Annotated in this window: 15 protein-coding genes; 5 read left to right on the top strand and 10 right to left on the bottom strand. The window is 70.4% G+C overall.

The features are described 5' to 3' along the window. Positions 1–14: 14 nt before the first annotated feature. The 8 genes from tsaC to DX914_RS14880 form a co-directional block, all read right to left on the bottom strand. A complete protein-coding gene (gene tsaC, locus DX914_RS14915) occupies positions 15–587 on the bottom strand; it encodes an L-threonylcarbamoyladenylate synthase type 1 TsaC (protein WP_115860047.1) in 573 nt (190 codons plus the stop codon). Positions 588–806: 219 nt separating this feature from the next. After that, complete coding sequence (locus DX914_RS14910) at positions 807–1,985, bottom strand: lytic polysaccharide monooxygenase (RefSeq protein ID WP_115860045.1); 1,179 nt, start codon at positions 1,983–1,985, stop codon at positions 807–809. A 230-nt stretch (positions 1,986–2,215) separates the two neighbouring features. Continuing rightward, positions 2,216–4,723 carry a DNA topoisomerase I gene (locus tag DX914_RS14905; RefSeq protein ID WP_115860043.1) on the bottom strand — a complete coding sequence of 836 codons (2,508 nt, stop codon included), beginning with the start codon at positions 4,721–4,723 and terminating at the stop codon, positions 2,216–2,218. A 207-nt stretch (positions 4,724–4,930) separates the two neighbouring features. Beyond that, positions 4,931–5,869, bottom strand: a complete 939-nt coding sequence (locus tag DX914_RS14900) for an RDD family protein (protein ID WP_115860041.1) — start codon at positions 5,867–5,869, stop codon at positions 4,931–4,933. A gap of 39 nt (positions 5,870–5,908) precedes the next feature. Further along, positions 5,909–6,670, bottom strand: a complete 762-nt coding sequence (locus tag DX914_RS14895; protein ID WP_115860039.1) for a pilin — start codon at positions 6,668–6,670, stop codon at positions 5,909–5,911. Between the two features lie 97 nt (positions 6,671–6,767). After that, positions 6,768–7,256: a DUF494 family protein gene (locus tag DX914_RS14890; protein ID WP_115860037.1), complete on the bottom strand. Its 489-nt coding sequence runs from the start codon at positions 7,254–7,256 to the stop codon at positions 6,768–6,770. 86 nt (positions 7,257–7,342) lie between these two features. Continuing rightward, the gene (gene dprA, locus DX914_RS14885) at positions 7,343–8,488 is read right to left on the bottom strand and encodes a DNA-processing protein DprA (protein ID WP_115860035.1); all 1,146 of its coding nucleotides are present in this window, start codon (positions 8,486–8,488) and stop codon (positions 7,343–7,345) included. Positions 8,489–8,571: 83 nt separating this feature from the next. Continuing rightward, positions 8,572–9,735 (bottom strand): LysM peptidoglycan-binding domain-containing protein, encoded by a 1,164-nt coding sequence (locus DX914_RS14880; protein WP_115860244.1) that lies wholly within the window; start codon positions 9,733–9,735, stop codon positions 8,572–8,574. Between the two features lie 161 nt (positions 9,736–9,896). On the opposite strand from DX914_RS14880, the gene def reads away from it, so the two are divergent. From def to DX914_RS14855, 5 genes are all read left to right on the top strand, one after another. Then, positions 9,897–10,406, top strand: coding sequence for a peptide deformylase (def, locus tag DX914_RS14875; protein ID WP_115860242.1), 510 nt, complete (start codon positions 9,897–9,899; stop codon positions 10,404–10,406). 20 nt (positions 10,407–10,426) lie between these two features. Further along, complete coding sequence (locus DX914_RS14870; RefSeq protein WP_196778920.1) at positions 10,427–10,762, top strand: hypothetical protein; 336 nt, start codon at positions 10,427–10,429, stop codon at positions 10,760–10,762. A gap of 75 nt (positions 10,763–10,837) precedes the next feature. After that, entirely contained in the window at positions 10,838–11,761 is a 924-nt protein-coding gene (gene fmt, locus DX914_RS14865) for a methionyl-tRNA formyltransferase (RefSeq protein ID WP_115860033.1), read from the top strand. Further along, a complete protein-coding gene (rsmB, locus tag DX914_RS14860) occupies positions 11,758–13,053 on the top strand; it encodes a 16S rRNA (cytosine(967)-C(5))-methyltransferase RsmB (protein WP_115860031.1) in 1,296 nt (431 codons plus the stop codon). The genes fmt and rsmB overlap by 4 nt, the downstream gene beginning before the upstream one ends. A gap of 667 nt (positions 13,054–13,720) precedes the next feature. Then, the gene (locus DX914_RS14855) at positions 13,721–15,442 is read left to right on the top strand and encodes an ArnT family glycosyltransferase (RefSeq protein WP_115860029.1); all 1,722 of its coding nucleotides are present in this window, start codon (positions 13,721–13,723) and stop codon (positions 15,440–15,442) included. A 132-nt stretch (positions 15,443–15,574) separates the two neighbouring features. Here the strand turns inward: DX914_RS14855 and DX914_RS14850 are convergent, their stop codons facing one another. Together DX914_RS14850 and DX914_RS14845 are read right to left on the bottom strand one after the other, a co-directional pair. After that, entirely contained in the window at positions 15,575–16,423 is an 849-nt protein-coding gene (locus DX914_RS14850; RefSeq protein WP_115860027.1) for a glycosyltransferase family 2 protein, read from the bottom strand. Continuing rightward, positions 16,420–17,187, bottom strand: coding sequence for a glycosyltransferase family 2 protein (locus tag DX914_RS14845; protein WP_231118284.1), 768 nt, complete (start codon positions 17,185–17,187; stop codon positions 16,420–16,422). The genes DX914_RS14850 and DX914_RS14845 overlap by 4 nt, the downstream gene beginning before the upstream one ends. Between the last annotated feature and the right edge of the window lie 54 nt (positions 17,188–17,241).

Raw genomic sequence — 17,241 nt, 5'->3', positions numbered from 1 at the left:
CCGTTGACCGGCGTTCAGGCGCGCAGCACGGCGTCGCTGAGCGCGTCGCGGATTGCGGTGGGCGCAGCCAGGCCGCCGGTCTCGCCGATGCTCAGGCCATCGGCGCGCGCGAGCACGGCCGGGTCCAGCGCGGCGCGCGCATGCGCGGGTGGCGCGCCGGCGAGGTTGGCGCTGGTGGAGACCAGCGCGCCGCCGAACGCGGCGCACAGCGCGACGACGGTGGGGTGGGCGCTCACGCGCACGGCCACACCGGCGTGTTCGCCGCGGATCCAGGCGGGCACGCGCGCGCTGGCGGGCACGATCCAGGTGTGGGGGCCGGGCCAGCTGGCGAGCACGGCCTGGCGGCGTTCGTCGGGCAGCGCGTTCCAGTCGAGCAGGCCGTCGAACTGCGCGAGTTCGCCGGCGATCAGGATCATGCCTTTCTCGACCGGCCGCTGCTTGATGTCCAGCAGGCGCAGCACGGCGGTTCGATCGAACGGATCGCAACCGATGCCCCAGACGGCTTCGGTGGGGTAGATCAATACGCCGCCGCGGCGGAGCAGGCTGGCGGCGTCGGCGATGGGCAGGGACGTGCAATCGCTGGTCATGGGGGCAGTGTCGCATTCCCAAGCGCGGCTGTGCGTTCTGTTCGAAAAGTGGCGCTCGGGCTTTGGGGTAGGAGCGGCGTGAGCCGCGACCGCCATGTGTAGGCGGCCGGCGCCATCGCGCTGTTGGAATTGGCGCGGTCGCGGCTTACGCCGCTCCTACCCCACGGCATAAGCCACCGCGGTGGCGCGGCAGGGCGTGGGCCCTGCCGCGCGGGCGGCTCAGTACGCGATCCAGGCGTCGCGCCAGGCCCAGCCGGTGCCGGGGCGGTAGGCGTCGGCGTTGATGTTGCACCAGGAGCCTTCGGGGAAGGGCTTGCAGGCATAGAGCTTGCCGTCGCTGGCCTTGACCACGGTTTCGCCGGGCACGTAGGAACCGATGCCGGCCGGGTAGACGTAGTCGTACTCGGGCGTGGGGCCCGGCGGTTCCGGCGGCTGCGGCGGGTCGGGCAGGCGCACGTCGATGCGGTGGCTGCGGCCGTTGCCGTTGAGGTAGACGCGGTTGCCGGTGGCCGACGGCACCGGCGTGATGACGCCGTTCTGCAGCACGCCGATGCGCACGGTGGACGCCTGCGCGTTGACGTTCTGGGCCACGCGCAGCGGCCAGGCCGCGGAGGTGGTCTGGCCGGCCATGAGCACGGTGTCGATGCGTTCGGCGTCGCTGCCGTCGGCGTTGAACACGCGCACGCTGACGGTGGTGCCGATGGGGTGGTCGTTCTGCGCGGTCAGCGGTCCGGCATCGCGCCACTGCGGCAGCGGCGGATTGCCGCCGCCGGCGAACTTCACGTCCATGCAGGTGTAGAAGGCCTCGGTGGAATCCGAGCGCTGCCAGGTGTTGTAGATCACGTGGCGGCCGCTGCGTTGCGGCACCGTGCACTGCAAGCGATAGATGCCGTTGACCACCGGCGTATTGCCGATGCTGCAGAAATGCTCCAGGTCGTTCCAGCGCAGCGGCGTGTTCGGGTCCCAGCCTTCGCGGGTGATGTAGAAGGCCCATTCGCGGGTGGCATGCGGGGCGGTGCCGCGGAACTGGAACTCATAGGCGCCCGGCGCGATGTCGGTGGCCTGCCAGTCGTCGCGCGCCAGGTCCAGGCCGCGGAAGGTGGCGTTGTTGCCGCTGCACAGCTTGCCGTCGGGCACCACCGCGCGGTGGTTGTCGTTGGCGTTGGCCTGGTTGATGCTCATCCAGTCGTAGAACGCCTGGGTGCCGCCGACCTGGGTGGCGGCGCGGCAGGCCGGATCGGTGGGGTTCTCGATGTTGCCCTGGGCGCAGTAATAGACGCGGCTGTAGGGGTGCACCATGGTGCCGTGCGCTTGCGCCTGGCCTTGCGGCAGCAGGACGGCGGCGAGCGCTAGCGCGGCCGCGCAGGCGGCGTGCGCGCGCTGATCGAACGTGGTCATGCGGATCTCCCGACTAAGGGTGGAAGGGTGGGTGTCGCCCCTCGGTCAGGAATAGCGGTCTTGCGCGCGCTGCGGGACTTGGCCGCAACCTGTTGTGCCGTCGATGGTAGGCACGCGGCGCGCGCGAATCTGTGGCGCAGTTCGCTGTGCGGCCATGCGCAGGCGCATGCGGCGCAACGAAAAACCCCGGCCGCAGCCGGGGTTTCGTCTTGCGTTCGCGGCGGCGGTGATCAGCCGGCCTTCTTCACCCCTTTCTTCGCGGCTTTCTTGGCCGGCGCCTTGCTCGCGGCCTTCTTCGCCGGCGCCTTCTTGGCGGTCTTCTTGGCGGTCTTCTTCGCCGCCTTCTTGGCCGGCTTCTTTTCGGCCGTGGCCTTGTCGGCGGTCTTCTTGGCCGCCTTTTTGGCCGGCGCGTCCTTCTTGGCGGCGGTCTTCTTGCCGAAGCGTCCGCGCATGGGCTTGCCGGTCTCTTCCATCAGCTTGACCACTTCCTCCAGGGTCAGCGAGGCGGGCTCGCGGTCCTTGGGAATGCGGCCGTTGAGCTTGCCGTCGCTGATGTAGGGGCCGAAGCGGCCGTTGAGCACCTGGATGTCGCTGCCGTCGAACTCCTTGATGATGCGGTTGCGCGCGATCTCTTCCTTCTCTTCGATCAGGAACACCGCGCGCGCCAGGTCGATGGTGTACGGATCGTCCTCCTTCTTCAGCGAGGCATAGGTGCTGCCGCGCTTGGCGAAGGGGCCGAAGCGGCCGATGCCGACGCTGACTTCCTCCTCGTTGCTCAGGCCGAGTTTGCGCGGCAGCTTGAACAGCTCCAGCGCGTCGTCCAGGGCGATGGTGTGCATGCTCTGGCCGGGGCGCAGCGAGGCGAAGGTGGGCTTTTCCTCGTCCTCGGCGGTGCCGATCTGCACGTAGGGCCCGTAGCGGCCCAGGCGCACGCTGACCGGCTTGCCGCTCTTGGGGTCGGTGCCCAGCTCGCGCGCGCCGGTGGCTTCGCTGCGGTCCACCGATTCCTTCTTTTCTTCGACCAGCTTCTTGAACGGTTCCCAGAACCGTTCCATCAGCGGCACCCATTCCTCTTCGCCGCGCGAGACCGCGTCCAGCTCGTCCTCGAGCTTGGCGGTGAAGTCGTAGTCCACGTACTGGGTGAAGTGGCCGGACAGGAACTTGGACACCGCGCGGCCCACGTCGGTGGGGCGGAAGCTGCGGCTTTCCATCTCCACGTACTTGCGGAACAGCAGGGTCTGGATGATCGAGGCGTAGGTGGACGGACGGCCGATGCCGTACTCCTCCAGCGCCTTGACCAGCGCCGCTTCGGTGAAGCGCGGCGGCGGCTGGGTGAAGTGCTGGTCGGCGTGGATGCGTTCCAGCGGCACGCGGTCGCCGGTCTTCATGGTCGGCAGCTTGCGGCCTTCGTCTTCGTCGTCCGCGCTCTTGTTGTCCTTGCCTTCCTCGTACACGGCCAGGAAGCCCGGATCGACCACGGTGGTGCCCGACGCGCGGAAGCTGTGGTCGCTGCCGGCGGCCAGGTCTACCGAAACGGTGTTGAGCGTGGCCGGCACCATCTGCGAGGCCACGGTGCGCTTCCACACCAGTTCGTACAGGCGGCGCTCGTCGTCGCTGAGGTAACGCGACACCTGCGAGGGCACGCGCAGCGCCGAGGTCGGGCGCACGGCTTCGTGCGCTTCCTGGGCGTTCTTGGACTTGGTGGCGTAGGCGTTGGGCTTGTCGGGCAGGGCGCGGGTGCCGTAATCGCGCGCGATCACGTCGCGGATCTCGCCCAGCGCGTCCACCGACAGGTTGACCGAGTCGGTACGCATATAGGTGATCAGGCCGACCGTGCCCTCGTCGCCGATGGCCACGCCCTCGTACAGCTTCTGCGCCACCTGCATGGTCTTGCGGGTGGTGAAGCCAAGCTTGCGCGCGGCTTCCTGCTGCAGGGTGGAGGTGGTGAACGGCGGCGCGGGACGGCGCTTGCGCTCCTTGCTGGCCACGTCGGTGACGTGCAGCGCGCCGCCGGCGGCGGCGACCAGGCGCTTGCGCGCGGCTTCGGCGTCTTCGCCGTTGGTCAGGGTGAACTGCTCGAACTTCTTGCCATCCAGCTTGGTCAGCTTGGCGGTGAAGCCCTGGCTGGGGTGCGCGCACTCGGCCTCGACGGTCCAGTACTCGCGGGCGATGAACGCTTCGATCTCCTCCTCGCGCTCGACGATCATGCGCAACGCCGGCGACTGCACGCGGCCGGCGGACAGGCCGCGCTGGACCTTGCGCCACAGCACCGGCGAGAGGTTGAAGCCGACCAGGTAGTCCAGCGCACGGCGCGCCTGCTGGGCATCGACCAGGGGCGCGGCGATGCTGCGCGGCTGGTTCATCGCTTCCTTGATCGCGCGCGGGGTGATCTCGGTGAACACCACGCGGTGCAGCGGCTTGTCCTGCAGCAGGCCGCGCTCGCGCAGGATCTCGGCGATGTGCCAGCTGATCGCCTCGCCTTCGCGGTCCGGGTCGGTCGCCAGGAACAGGTTGTCGGCGCTGCGCGCGGCCTTGGCGATGGCGTCGACGTGCTTTTCGTTCTTCTCGATGACCGCATAGTCCATCGCGAAGTGATTGTCGGGGTCGACCGCGCCCTCTTTGGGCACCAGGTCGCGGACATGGCCGTAGGAGGCCAGGACGGTGAAGTCCTTGCCCAGGTACTTGTTGATCGTCTTGGCCTTGGCAGGGGACTCGACGATGAGGAGGTTCTTGGCCATTGGAGCTCCGCAGGGCGCTCAACGGCGCGCTGCAACGACTGAAAACGCAAAGAAGGCTACGCCCGCGGCAACCAAGACGCGGGCGTTCGGGGGATTACCTTTTTTATTGGGACCACGCGGCGGGGCCGGCTGTCAAGCGCGACCCGCCGCGAGTGCGATCGGCGGCCGGTTAAAGCCGGCCTCCCATTCAGCTTCGCCCGTTCAGGTTCAGCTGGCGGCCGAGGCGAAGGCGCCCACCGCGACCATGAACAGGATCATCACCAGGTACAGGGCCACCAGTACGCCGCCGATGACCAGCAGCACCGTGGCCACCGTGCCCAGCTCGCGCCGCTGGCGCTCGGGGTAGGCGGTGAACGCCCATTGGTCCACGACCAGGGTGCCGGCCATCATGTCGTGCAGGGCGCGCTTGCGGTCGGTGAAGGCGGCCATGATCAGGCCGATGCACAGGATCAGGCTGCTGACGATGTAGGCGAAGTAGCGGCCGATGCCACGCGCCAGGCTGATCCGGCCGCCGTCGTCGTCGGTGACCTTGATGCCCACGGCCATCTTGCCCAGCGTGGCCTGCTTGCTGGAGGCGTGGAACATGGCGAAGTACAGCGCCTGCAGGCCCAGCGGGATCAGGTAGACCAGCACCAGCAAGGCGATCGCACCGCCGCTGGAGAACATGTCCTCGGGGCTGCCGGTCAGGCCGATGCCGATGCCGAAGAACACCATCATCAGCACCATCTGCACGATCGCGCCGGCGATGCCGGCGACCATGCTGTCGATGATGCTGGCGGCCACGCGCTTCCAGAAGCCGGCGTAGACGACCTCATGGCCCAGCACCACCTCGTGGGTTTCCTCCACCGAAGCGCGCGGCGGCGCGTACGGCGAGACCGGCTCGGCCACGGCGTAGGGGTTGGCGCTGGCCTCCGGCGCGGCGTCGGCCGCGGCGGTGGCGAAGCTGGCCGTGGCCAGGGCCGGGCGGCCCGCGCCGGGCACCACTTCGCCGACCATCTCGCGCCAGGGGCGCCAGCTGGCCATGCCTTCGCGCCAGACCAGGGTCTCGGGCGCGAGCTGGCCGTGGCTGTGCAGGGCGGCCAGGTCTTCGGCCTTCACCGGGCCGTGGCGGTTGCGGTCGCTGTCGCTGTAGTACCAGTCGGTCATGGTCGTTTGCCGGTTCGGTGTCGCGGAGTTCGGTGGCGCTCAGGGTGCGGCTTGGCCGCGGCATTCCTGCGGGCGGTAACGGCCGGGCAGATCGCCGCCGGTGCAGTCCCAGTTCACCGCGTTGCCCTGCTGCTGGGCTTCGAACCAGACCGTCTTGCCGTCGGCGCCGGGGCCCAGGCCGCGCAGTTCCAGTTCCATCGCGCAGTGGCCGTTCTGCATGGTGCCGATCTTGATCTGCGCGGTGGTGGCGGTGGCGTAGTCCTGGGCGTCGCCGAAACCGTCGTCGCCGTTGCTGGGGCAGCGGCCGTTGGCCGCCATGTGCTCGGCCACCGCGGCCTTGAGCGCATTGGCCTCGCTGAAGCTCTGCATGACCTTGGCGCGGACGGTGTAGTCCTGGTAGGCCGGCAGCGCGATCGCGGCCAGGATGCCCAGCACCGGCAAGCCCAGCACCGCCAGCACGATGACCGCGATCAGGCAGCCGGACATGCCGCGCTTGGGCGCCGGCGCGTGGCGCATGTCGGTGCGCACGCTGGCGCCGGCATAGCCGCTGGCGGCCGCAGACGGGGTCATGGCGATGGGGGCGGCGGCCGGCAGCGGCGGCGGCCGGCTGGCGTCGGGCTGGATCGCGTCCAGGCCCAGTTCCTCGGACAGGCGGTCGGCGGGCTGCCATTCGCGCAGGCCCTCGCGCCAGACCAGGGTGTCGCGCTGGAGGCGGCGGTCGCGGTAGCGCGCCTGCATGTCTTCCACGCTCAAAGGACCGACGCGGCCCTGCGCCGCATCGTGGTAGTACCAATCGGCCATCGTGTTTTCCCCTGAAGTCGTCCGTGAACGGCGCGCCCGCGTGGGCCTGCGCCGTTGCGGCGCCTCCCCAGGCGCCGCGCGCTAGATGTGTGCGCCCTTAATGTACCGGTTCGGGCTCGTCTTCGAACATCTGCGTTTCCATCCAGGCGTAGGCCGCCTCGGAGCCGGGCTGGTTGAACAGCACCATCAGCACGACCCATTTCAGGTCGTCCAGGTCCAGTTCGTCCTGGTCCAGGGCCATGGCGCGGTCCAGCACCAGCTCGCGCTGGTCGGCGTCGAGGATGCCGTGCTGTTCCAGGAACAGCAGGAAGCCGCGGCATTCGACGTCGAGCTTGTCGAGTTCCGGGCCGAAGTAGATGCGGGTGGGGCCGTTGGCGCGCGGACGGCTGACGCTGGGCCGTTGCTGGGCCAGCGCATCCAGCCATTCGAAGGCTTTGTTGATTTCGGCGGGGCTGAAACCGGCTTGGCCGAGTTCGTCGAACAGGGGGCCGCTGCGGAGCGAATCGCGGTCGCGGACCAGGTCCGCATCGTCGGTGAAATAGTGCTCGAACAGGTACAGCAGGACGTCCAGGATGCTCTCTTTCATTTCCCTCGGCCTGCGCCGCATGCGGCGCGGTGGGTCCGGAGTGGCTGACGACCGCGGGGCCTCAAACCCTGGAAACAGGGAGCGGCTCAGCGGTTGCGGAAGTAACGGCCGTGTTGCGCCGCTACGCGACCCTCAAGCTCCATGAGCAGCAGCATGGAGGACAGTACGGCAGGCGTCAATCCGGTGCGCTGGGCCAGCCGATCCATATCGGTGGGGTCGTGGCCCAGGGCGTTCCACAAGGACTGGTAGTCGCCATCGCCGCAGGGTTCATCCTGAACGGGTGTCGTGACGGGCGTGAGTCCCCCAGCAATGGGGGCGTGCAGACGCTGGCGCAAGTCGGCCGCCAGCCGCTGCGCCAGCGGCTCCAGGGCGGCGATGGCCTCGGCCGGGGCCTCGACCAGGGCCGCGCCGTCGCGGATCAGGCGATGGCAGCCGCGCGCCAGCGGGTTGTGGATGGAGCCGGGCAGGGCCATGACCTCGCGCCCGGCCTCGGCGGCCAGGCGCGCGGTGATCAGCGCGCCGGAGCGCTGCGCCGCCTCGATCACCAGGGTGCCCAGGCTGAGCCCGGCGATGATGCGGTTGCGCGCGGGGAAGTGGCCGGGCCGCGCCTGGGTGCCGGGGCGGTGCTCGCTGACCACGGCGCCGGATGCGGCGATGCGCGCGAGCAGGCCGCGGTTGGCGTAGGGGTAGGCGACGTCCGGGCCGGTGCCCAGCACGGCCACGGTGACGCCGCCGGCATCCAGCGCGGCTTGGTGCGCGGCGGTGTCCACACCGGCGGCCAGGCCGCTGGTCACCGCCAGCCCGGCGGCGACTGCGGCGCGGGCGAACTCGGCGGCATTGTCGCGCCCGCCCGGTGTGGGCCCGCGGGTGCCGACCACGGCCAGCGCCGGCCGCCACAGCAGCGCCGGGTCGCCGGCCACGAACAGCGCCAGCGGCGGGCTGGGTGCCTGCCGCAGCAGGGCCGGGTAGTCGCGGCTGTGCCAGCCGATCAGGTGGCGGCCGGGCCCGCCGTCCAGCCAGGCCGCGCAGCGCGCCAGTGCGCCCGCGTCCGGCGCGCGCAGCGCGGCGATCTGGGCCGCGTCCAGGCCGGCCTCGCGCCAGGCGCCGGGTCCGGCGGCCAGCGCGCGTGCAGGCGAGCCCAGTGCGTCCAGCAGCGCGCGCCGCGGCTCGCTGGCGCCGTCGGCGGCGACCAGCAGGGTCAGGGCAAGGCGATCGTCGCGGCAGGGGTCCATGGCCGCAGTCTGGGCCGCAAACGACGACGGCGCCCTAGGGCGCCGTCGCATGCTGCGGTAGGAAAATCCCTAACCGTGGCGTATCAGTACGGCGCATCCGGATGCTTGAGCTCGTAGCCCACGCGGGTCGGGCGCACGCCTTCCATGACCAGGCCGTAGCTGACCTTGTCGAAGGTGCGGAAGATCATCACGTGGCCGGCATACTCGTCCGGCACGCGCACCTTGTCGGCGCGGCCCACGGTGTCGTCGCTGCGCTCGGCGCCGATCTTGACCCGATCGACCACGTTGCGGCCCACGCGCCAGGTCGACAGCACGGTGCCGTTGTCGATGCCGTCCAGGCGGCCCACCGACAGGGCGACCACGTCGCGCGCGCCGCCGCTGGTGAGCTGGTCGGCCACGGCCAGCACGCGGGCCTGGCCGTACTGCAGCTCCTGCTTGGGCGCATGCGGGAAGAACTGCAGATCGTAGGGCTGGGCTTCGACCGGGATCAGGCGGTCGCCCACGCGCACTTCGCGGCCGGCATCGTCGATCACCAGGGTGCTGGCGCCAACGCCGCCGACTTCGCCGCGGCTGATGGTGCCGGTGGTCAGCTGCATCAGCTCGTAGCCCAGCAGTTCGCCACGGCCCTGCGGCAGGGTCGAGTCGCTCCACAGGGCCTGGAAGCCGGCCGGGATGCGGCCGTTGAAATCCAGGTCGTGGCTGCGGAAATGGCTGTTGCGATGGGTGACATCGCAGCACTTTTCCTTGTCCAGACGGGTATAGCGCTGGGTCGGGCGAACCACGGCGTAGCGCTGGCCGGCCTGGGCGTCGCTCAGGCCCTTGATGTAGGCGACCTGGCCCTGGGCGCCGCGCAGGCGGTCCTCTTCCAGGCTGACCACGTAGGGCAGGTGCTCGAAGCTGTCGACCACGCGCAGGTTCTTCAGGAACGGCTCGACCTGCGACAGCGGGATGCCGGTGACCGGCGCTTCCTCACGCGGACCGGGCTTGACGGCCAAGCGGTCCAGGTAGGCCAGCGAGATCACGTCGCCCGGGTAGATCAGGTGCGGATTCTTGATCTGCGGGTTGGCCTGCCAGATTTCCGGCCACAGCCACGGGCGCTTGAGGAAACGGCCGGCGATGTCCCACAAGGTGTCGCCCCGCTTGACCACGTAGGTGTCGGGGTGACCGGCCTGCATCTCCGCCGCGAGGGCGTAGGTGGCGATCGTCAGCAACGCGGCGGTTGCAACCGCGCGGAATGGTTTAAACATGGCGGCCATCTACCTGATTCCCCTTGCAGGTTTGCCCCAGCGGGCTCCGAGACTATAGCCCAGAAGAACCCCGTGGTTGCAAGCTTTCAGGGCTCAAAACGGGGTTACAATCCCGTCCTTAGCTTGTGTCTGTGACCAACGCCCCCATTTTTTCCGACGCCATGTCTCTGTTGCCCATACTCGAATTCCCCGACCCGCGGCTGCGCACCAAAGCCGTGCCCGTCGACCCTGCGCAGGTCACCCAGCCGGCGTTCCAGACCCTGCTCGACGACATGTTCGAGACCATGTACCAGGCCCCCGGCATCGGCCTGGCGGCCAGCCAGGTCGACGTGCATCAGCGTTTCATGGTGATAGACGTGTCCGACGAGCACGACCGGCCGTTGGTCTTCATCAACCCGGAAATCCTGGCCAAGGCCGGCGAGCAGGTCTACCAGGAAGGCTGCCTGTCGGTGCCGGGGATCTTCGCCGACGTGACCCGCGCCAACGAGATCACCGTGCGCGCCATCGGCCGCGACGGCCAGCCGTTCGAAATGCAGATCGACGGCCTGCTGGCGGTGTGCATCCAGCACGAGATGGACCACCTGGACGGCAAGCTGTTCGTCGACTACCTCAGCCCGCTCAAGCGCGAAATGGTGCGCAAGAAGCTGGCCAAGGCCCGGCGCGCGGCCTGAGCGCCGCGCTCCCGGCGCCGGTGGACGTCGCTGCGCTGGCGCCGGTGCAGGCCTGGTTCGGCGCCGCCTTCAGCGCGCCGGTGCTGGCCGCCCTGGTCGCGCAGGGCGACCGCTTCCTCGACGACCGCATCCGCTTGTATGCGCCCGACGAGCTGATCGAGCGCAACGCCACGTACGAATCCCGCGATTACTGCCCCGGCTATCTCGCCATCGGCGACGACAGCGGCGGGCGCGCGATAATGATCGACCCCCGCCTGCCCGATCCGCCGGTGTACGTGGTGGACCACGGCGCGATGACGGCCGACGCGTTCGAGGCCTTGGCGCCGGCGCTGTCGGCCTGGCTGCACGGCCGCTGACGGCGAGCCTTCGACGGCGAAGGAACCCGGACGCGCGGGCCCAGGTCGGAACCCACACCTTCAGGAGTTCGCAACGTGAGAATCGTTTTCGCCGGCACCCCCGACTTCGCCGTGCCCTGCCTGCGCATCGCCGCGCAGCGCAACGAAGTGGTGGCCGTGTACACCCAGCCCGACCGCCCGGCCGGGCGCGGGCGCGAACTCACGCCTTCCCCGGTCAAGCGCGAAGCGCTGCTGCGCGGCATACCGGTGCTGCAGCCGGAGAACTTCAAGGCCGCGATCTCGCGCGAGGCGCTGCGCGCGCTGCAGCCGGACCTGATGATCGTGGTGGCCTACGGCCTGATCCTGCCGCAGTCGGTGCTCGACATTCCCACCTACGGCTGCTGGAACGTGCATGCCTCGCTGCTGCCGCGCTGGCGCGGCGCCGCGCCGATCCAGCGCGCGATCGAAGCCGGCGACCGCCACAGCGGCGTGTGCCTGATGCAGATGGAAAAGGGCCTGGACACCGGCCCGGTGCTGTTGTCGCAGAGCCTGGACATCGGCGAGCAGGAAACCGGCGGCCAGCTGCACGACCGTCTGTCCGCGCTGGGCGCGCAGGTGCTGGGCGACGGCCTGGGTCTGCTGCGCGTGGGCCTGCGCCCGGTCGCGCGGCCGCAGCCGGCCGAAGGCGTGACCTACGCGCACAAGCTGGACAAGGCCGAGGCGCGCCTGGACTGGTCGCAGCCCGCCGTCGCCCTGGCCGACAAGGTGCGCGCGTTCAATCCCTGGCCTATGGCCGAAGCGCTGCTGGCCGGCGAGCGCCTGTGCCTGCACGGCGCGGTCGCGCTGCCGCTGCAGCACGATGCGGCGCCGGGCACGGTGCTGCAGGCCGGCCGCGACGGCATCGACGTGGCCTGCGGCGAAGGCGCGCTGCGCATCCGCGTGCTGCAGCGCGAAGGCGGCAAGGCCATCACCGCGGCCGACTACCTCAACGGCCGCCGCGACCTGGGTATCGGCGCGTGAGCGGCGCCGGCGCCGACAGCCGCGTCGCCGCCGCGCGCGTGCTCGACGCGGTGCTGCACCGCGGCCGCTCGCTGAAGCAGGAACTGGCCACGGCGCTGCCGGCGCTGGGCGATCCGCGCGACCGCGCCCTGGTCGAAGCGATCTGCTACGCCGTGTTGCGCGGTCCCGGCCGCTACCAGGCCGCGCTGGCCGCGTGGCTGCCGCGGCCGCTGGCCAAGCGCGACAACGAACTGCGCGCGCTGCTCTACGCCGGCTTCGCCCAGTTGGACATGGCGCTGCCCGCGCACGCAGCCGTGGCCGCCACGGTCGACGCGGCGCGCGCGCTGGGCCGCACCCACCAGGCCGGCCTGGTCAACGCCCTGCTGCGCCGCGCGCAGCGCGAAGGCCTGCCCGCCGCCGACGCGCATGCGCATTGGCCGCAGTGGCTGCGCACGCAGTTGCGCAAGGATTGGCCCGAAGACGAACTCGCGATCCTGGACGCCAGCGCCGCCACGCCGCCGCTATGGCTGCGCGTGAACCGGCGCCGCCACGATCGCGCCGCCTACCGCGCGTTGCTGGAGCAGGCCGGCTTGGTCGCGAGCGAGGATCCGGCGTTGGCCGAAGGCCTGCGCCTGGACGAATCGGTGGCCATGGCCGCGCTGCCCGGCTTCGCGCAGGGCGCGGTGTCGGTGCAGGACGGCGCGGCGCAACTGGTCGCCGACGCGCTGGCGCCGGCCGCCGGCGCGCGCGTGCTCGACGCCTGCGCCGCGCCCGGCGGCAAGAGCGCGCATTTGCTCGAACGCGACCCCGGCCTGCGCCTGACCGCACTGGACGTGGACGCCGCGCGTCTGGACACGGTGCGCAGCGGCCTGGCCCGCCTGGGCCTGGGCGAACAGGCGCGGCTGCGCGCGGCCGACGCCGCCGACCTGGCCGCATGGTGGGACGGCACGCCCTTCGACGCAGTGCTGCTGGACGCGCCGTGCTCAGCCACCGGCATCGTGCGGCGCCAGCCGGACGTGCTGCTGCACCGGCGCGAGTCGGACCTGGGCGCCTTGGTGGCGTTGCAGGCGCGCCTGCTCGATGCGCTGTGGCGCACGGTCGCGCCGGGCGGCGTGCTGGTGTACGCGACCTGCTCGATCCTCAAGGTCGAGAACGAGGCGCAGGTGCGCGCGTTCCTGGAGCGCACGCCGGATGCGCGCGCGGAAGCCCTGGACGCGCGTTTCGGCCGCGACTGCGGCGTGGGCCGCCAGCGCCTGCCGGGCGAGTCGGGCTACGACGGCTTCTTCTATTCGCGCCTGCGCCGCGCGGCTTGAGCCCGGACACCGCGCTTTGGGGTAGGAGCGGCGTAAGCCGCGACCGCGCCCCCACCGCGACGACGAACGCCGCGCCTACCCCTGTAGGAGCTGCGCAAGCTGCGACCGCGAATCCTCAACTACGACGAACGCTTCGGTCTCTGCGGGATGTGTTTTCTGTAGGAGCGGCGTGAGCCGCGATCAGCTCCGAACTCGCGAAGGTGTGTGGGTGTGTTTGTGGAAGCAACAACAACAGCTTCCGTCCGCAAGCGGCCGGGTAACTTTCTTTTGATAAGCGTCAAAAGAAAGTAACCAAAGAAAAACGCTACGCCAGAGCTCCCATGCGAGAGCGGAGTTGGCGCGGGGATTTTTCGATGGCACATCCCTGTGCCAGCGAAAAACGGCGCACCTCCTGTGCGCCGCCCTCCGGGTCTTCTGTTGGGGCTGCGAGTTCGGTGCCCGAGCGAAGATCAGGAGCATTCGCTGCGCTCACCCCCTCACCCTAGCCCTCTCCCGTGAACGGGAGAGGGGACTGATCCGACGCTGTTGTTTTAGCCCCTCTCCCGTTTACGGGAGAGGGGTTGGGGTGAGGGCGCGCGGGGGCGCAACCTCGCGCCGTCTCCTACAGCCGCCCACCTCCTAACACCATTCCGACAATCCCCCTACGCATCGCCGCTATCATCCGCGCATGCTCAATTCGACCCGCTCCCGCGACGCCTGGCTGTTCTGGATCATCGCCCTGCTGGTGCTGGGTGCCGGCCTGGGGCTGCGCGACCCCTGGCCCGCCGACGAGCCGCGTTTCGCGCTGGTGGCGCGGCAGATGGTGGAGAGCGGCGACTGGCTGTTCCCGCACCGCGGTATCGAGCTGTACTCGGACAAGCCGCCGTTGTTCATGTGGCTGCAGGCCGCGGCCTACACCGTGCTGCGCGACTGGCGCGTGGCCTTCCTGCTGCCTTCGCTGCTGGCCGCGCTGGGCACGCTGTGGTGCGTGGTCGACCTGGGTCGCCGGCTGTGGACGCGCAAGGTCGGCTACTACGCCGGCTGGGCGCTGCTGTTCGCGTTTCAGTTCACCTGGCAATCGAAGAAGGCGCAGATCGATCCGGTGGTGGTGTTCTGGATCACCCTGGCCAACTACGGCCTGCTGCGCCACCTGCTGCAATGGCGGCGCGACGGGCGCGGCGACTGGCGCCTGTGGACGCTGGGCTGGGCTGCGGCCGGCCTGGGCACGATCACCAAGGGCGTGGGCGCGATCGCGCTGCTGATGCTGATTCCCGCCGGCATCGCCTCGCTGCGCGGCTGGTCGGTGCGGGTGCAGGCGCGCGATGCGCGTTTCTGGCTGGGCCCGCTGGCCTTCGTCGCCGCGGCCTGCGTGTGGCTGGTGCCGATGGTGATCGCGGCCACCGGCCACGGATCGCCGGAATACCGCGGTTACATGGACGACATCCTGCTGCGCCAGACCGCCAAGCGTTACGGCAATTCCTGGGACCACGGCCAGCCACCGTGGTACTTCGCCCAGGTGGTGCTGACCATGTGGCTGCCGACCATGCTGGCGCTGCCCTGGGCGCTGCCGGCCTGGCGCCGGCGCCTGCGCCGCCGCGATCCGCGCTACCTGCTGCCCTTGGCCTGGTGGGCGCTGGTGCTGCTGTTCTTCAGCATCCCCAACGGCAAGCGCGACATGTACATCCTGCCGGCGCTGCCGATGGTGTGCCTGGCGCTGGCGCCGCTGTTGCCCGGCATCCTGCGCAAGCGGTGGCCGCGGCGGCTGACCGGCGGTTTCGCCTGGGTGATGGCGCTGGCCCTGGCCGGCCTGGGCGCGGCGATGTGGTTCGGCGAACCGGGTTTCGAGCGCAAGCTGGTCGCCGAACGCGGCCTGGCCGAAGGCGCGCGCGCCATGGCGGCCAGCCTGATGGCGGTGGGCGTGTGGGGCATCGCCAGCCTGTGCTGGTTCGGCCCGCGCCGGCCGGTCGCCGGCCTGCTGTCGCTGCTGACCGGGTTGTGGGTGGGCTTCGGCCTGCTGATGGCGCCGCTGCTCAACGACTCCTCGTCCGCGCGCGGGCTGATGACCGAAGTCGGCCGCCGCATCGGCCCCGACGCGGAGCTGGCGCTGGTGGCCTGGCGCGAACAGAACCTGCTCATGGCCGACCGCCCCGCCACCACCTTCGGCTTCAAGCTGGATTTCGACGAGCAGATGCGCCGCGGCCTGGCCTGGCAGGCGCAGAGCCCGCGCACGCGCTGGCTGCTGGTGCAGGACGTGGCCCTGGCCGATTGCGTGGACGCGCAGCACAGCCTCCACATGGGCAACGCCAATCGGCGCGGCTGGACGCTGGTGCCGGGCGCGGCGGCGGCGGCCTGCGGGTCGGGGCCGGTGCATAGCGAGGCTACGGGGAAAAAACTGCAGCCGGACGAGTAGGGCGGCGAAGAGCGAATCCCCCTCAATCCTCCGGCCCAGCAAGCACAGCTTGCTGTGCGTCCGTGCGCGAACCTGCGGTTCGCAAGCACACGCTTTCACCCTTTTCCAAAGGGGGGTACAAAAGCAGGGCAACTAACCGCGCAGATCCGGCAATGGATGCTCGGCGAATTCGGCCAGATGCCGATCCAGGCCCAAGGGCGCGCGCACCCGTCCGCTGCTGCGCGCCTCGGCCAGCAGCGCATCGTTGGGGCTCTCGCCGTCGTCGTGGCGTTCGCGGTGGTACAGATGCGTGGCCAGACCGGCGAAGCGCAGCGAGCGGCGCTGCAACCCGGCGTGGAACGCGCGCACGGCCAGGTCCTTGTCCTCGCGGCCCCAGCCTTCGTAACGTTCGTCGAAACCGTTGAGCGCGACCAGGTCCTCGCGCCACCAGCCCTGGTTGCAGGTCTTGATCGCCGCGGTGCTCTGGCCCCGCGAGCCGCGCAGGCCCAGCGCCGCCAGCGCGGGCACGCGCAGGGTATGCCGGCGCCGGGTCAGGCCGCGGTCGAAGAACCCCAACTGCGGCGTTTCGCCCGACAGCAGCCGGTCGCGGCCGGTCTCGTCGGTGAGCACGCGCTGGCCCTGGACGAAACTGCCGCGCTGCGCCGCGCGCAGGTGGTCGGCGACGAACATCGGGTGCGCGACCATGTCGCCGTCCAGCAGCAGCACGTAGTCGCCGCCGGTGGCGGCGATGGCGCGGTTGCGCGCCAGGGCCACGCGGAAACCGCGGTCCTCCTGCCAGCTGTGGCGCAGCGGCACCGGGTAGTCGCGCGCGCAGCGTTCGATCAGCTCGCGGGTCTCGTCGCGCGAGCCGTCGTCGGCCACCACCACTTCGAAGGGCAAGCTGCGCTGGCGCGCGAGCGCGGCCAGGGCCACGCCCAGGGCCTGGGGCCAGTTGTAGGTGGTGATGACCACGCTGGCGCGCGGGGCGGTATCGGTATTCATGAGTCGGAAGTGGTCACGCGTTGGCCGTTCTGCAACATCCACAGCATCACGGTCTTCTGCCGCACGTAGTTGGCGCGCACGTAGGCGTAGACCAGGCCGTGCCAGCCGTCGAGGAAGCCGCCGCGCAGCAGGTAGCCGCGCCAGAAGCGCCAGGCCGGTGCCAGCACCAGCTTGGCCAGGGTGGCGCGCTTGCCGCGCGCGTAGTCGTGCTCTGCCATCATCCGCGCATAGCGCTCAGTCTTGGCCAGCTGCTGTTCCAGCGAGCGATAGGGGTAGTGGATCAGATCGCCCGGCAGCGTGCGCACCGCGCCGTCGACGCTGGCCGCCTCGTGCACCTCGCGCTGGCCGCGCCAGCCGCCGCGGCGCCGGTCGAACAAACGCAGCACGCGGTCGGGATAGGCGTTGCCATGACGCAGGAAACGGCCGAAATACTCCGACAACCGGGCGAAGCGGTAGCCGGCCGCGCCGTCGAAGGCGCGCTCGCGCTCGGCCTCGATCGCCGTGCGCAGGCGCTCGTCCACGCGCTCGTCGGCGTCCAGGCACAGCACCCAGTCGTGCGCGGCCTGTTCGATCGCGTACTGCTTCTGGCTGCGGAAGCCGTCGAACGGCCGCTGCAGCACGCGCGCGCCGGCGGCGCGCGCGATCTCGACCGTGGCGTCGGTGGAGTACGAATCCACCACCACGATCTCGTCGCAGAACGCCAGCGAAGCCAGGCAGTCGCCGATGCGGTCGGCCTCGTTGAAGGCGATGATGCAGGCCGACAAGGGCGGGACAGGATTCGCGGCGGCGCGGGGCGTGTCGATGGGCGGGTTCCGGTG

The organism is Lysobacter silvisoli, assembly GCF_003382365.1.
Lineage (GTDB): Bacteria > Pseudomonadota > Gammaproteobacteria > Xanthomonadales > Xanthomonadaceae > Lysobacter > Lysobacter silvisoli.
Note: the sequence above shows the minus strand (reverse complement) of the source record. Positions and strands in the feature narration are given on the sequence as shown.

Excerpts from the sequence above, each read along its gene's own strand:
- tsaC (WP_115860047.1), bottom strand. The coding sequence starts at position 587 with ATGACCAGCGATTGCACGTCCCTGCCCATCGCCGACGCCGCCAGCCTG.
- DX914_RS14910 (WP_115860045.1), bottom strand. The coding sequence starts at position 1,985 with ATGACCACGTTCGATCAGCGCGCGCACGCCGCCTGCGCGGCCGCGCTA.
- DX914_RS14905 (WP_115860043.1), bottom strand. The coding sequence starts at position 4,723 with ATGGCCAAGAACCTCCTCATCGTCGAGTCCCCTGCCAAGGCCAAGACG.
- DX914_RS14900 (WP_115860041.1), bottom strand. The coding sequence starts at position 5,869 with ATGACCGACTGGTACTACAGCGACAGCGACCGCAACCGCCACGGCCCG.
- DX914_RS14895 (WP_115860039.1), bottom strand. The coding sequence starts at position 6,670 with ATGGCCGATTGGTACTACCACGATGCGGCGCAGGGCCGCGTCGGTCCT.
- DX914_RS14890 (WP_115860037.1), bottom strand. The coding sequence starts at position 7,256 with ATGAAAGAGAGCATCCTGGACGTCCTGCTGTACCTGTTCGAGCACTAT.
- dprA (WP_115860035.1), bottom strand. The coding sequence starts at position 8,488 with ATGGACCCCTGCCGCGACGATCGCCTTGCCCTGACCCTGCTGGTCGCC.
- DX914_RS14880 (WP_115860244.1), bottom strand. The coding sequence starts at position 9,735 with ATGTTTAAACCATTCCGCGCGGTTGCAACCGCCGCGTTGCTGACGATC.
- def (WP_115860242.1), top strand. The coding sequence starts at position 9,897 with ATGTCTCTGTTGCCCATACTCGAATTCCCCGACCCGCGGCTGCGCACC.
- DX914_RS14855 (WP_115860029.1), top strand. The coding sequence starts at position 13,721 with ATGCTCAATTCGACCCGCTCCCGCGACGCCTGGCTGTTCTGGATCATC.
- DX914_RS14850 (WP_115860027.1), bottom strand. The coding sequence starts at position 16,423 with ATGAATACCGATACCGCCCCGCGCGCCAGCGTGGTCATCACCACCTAC.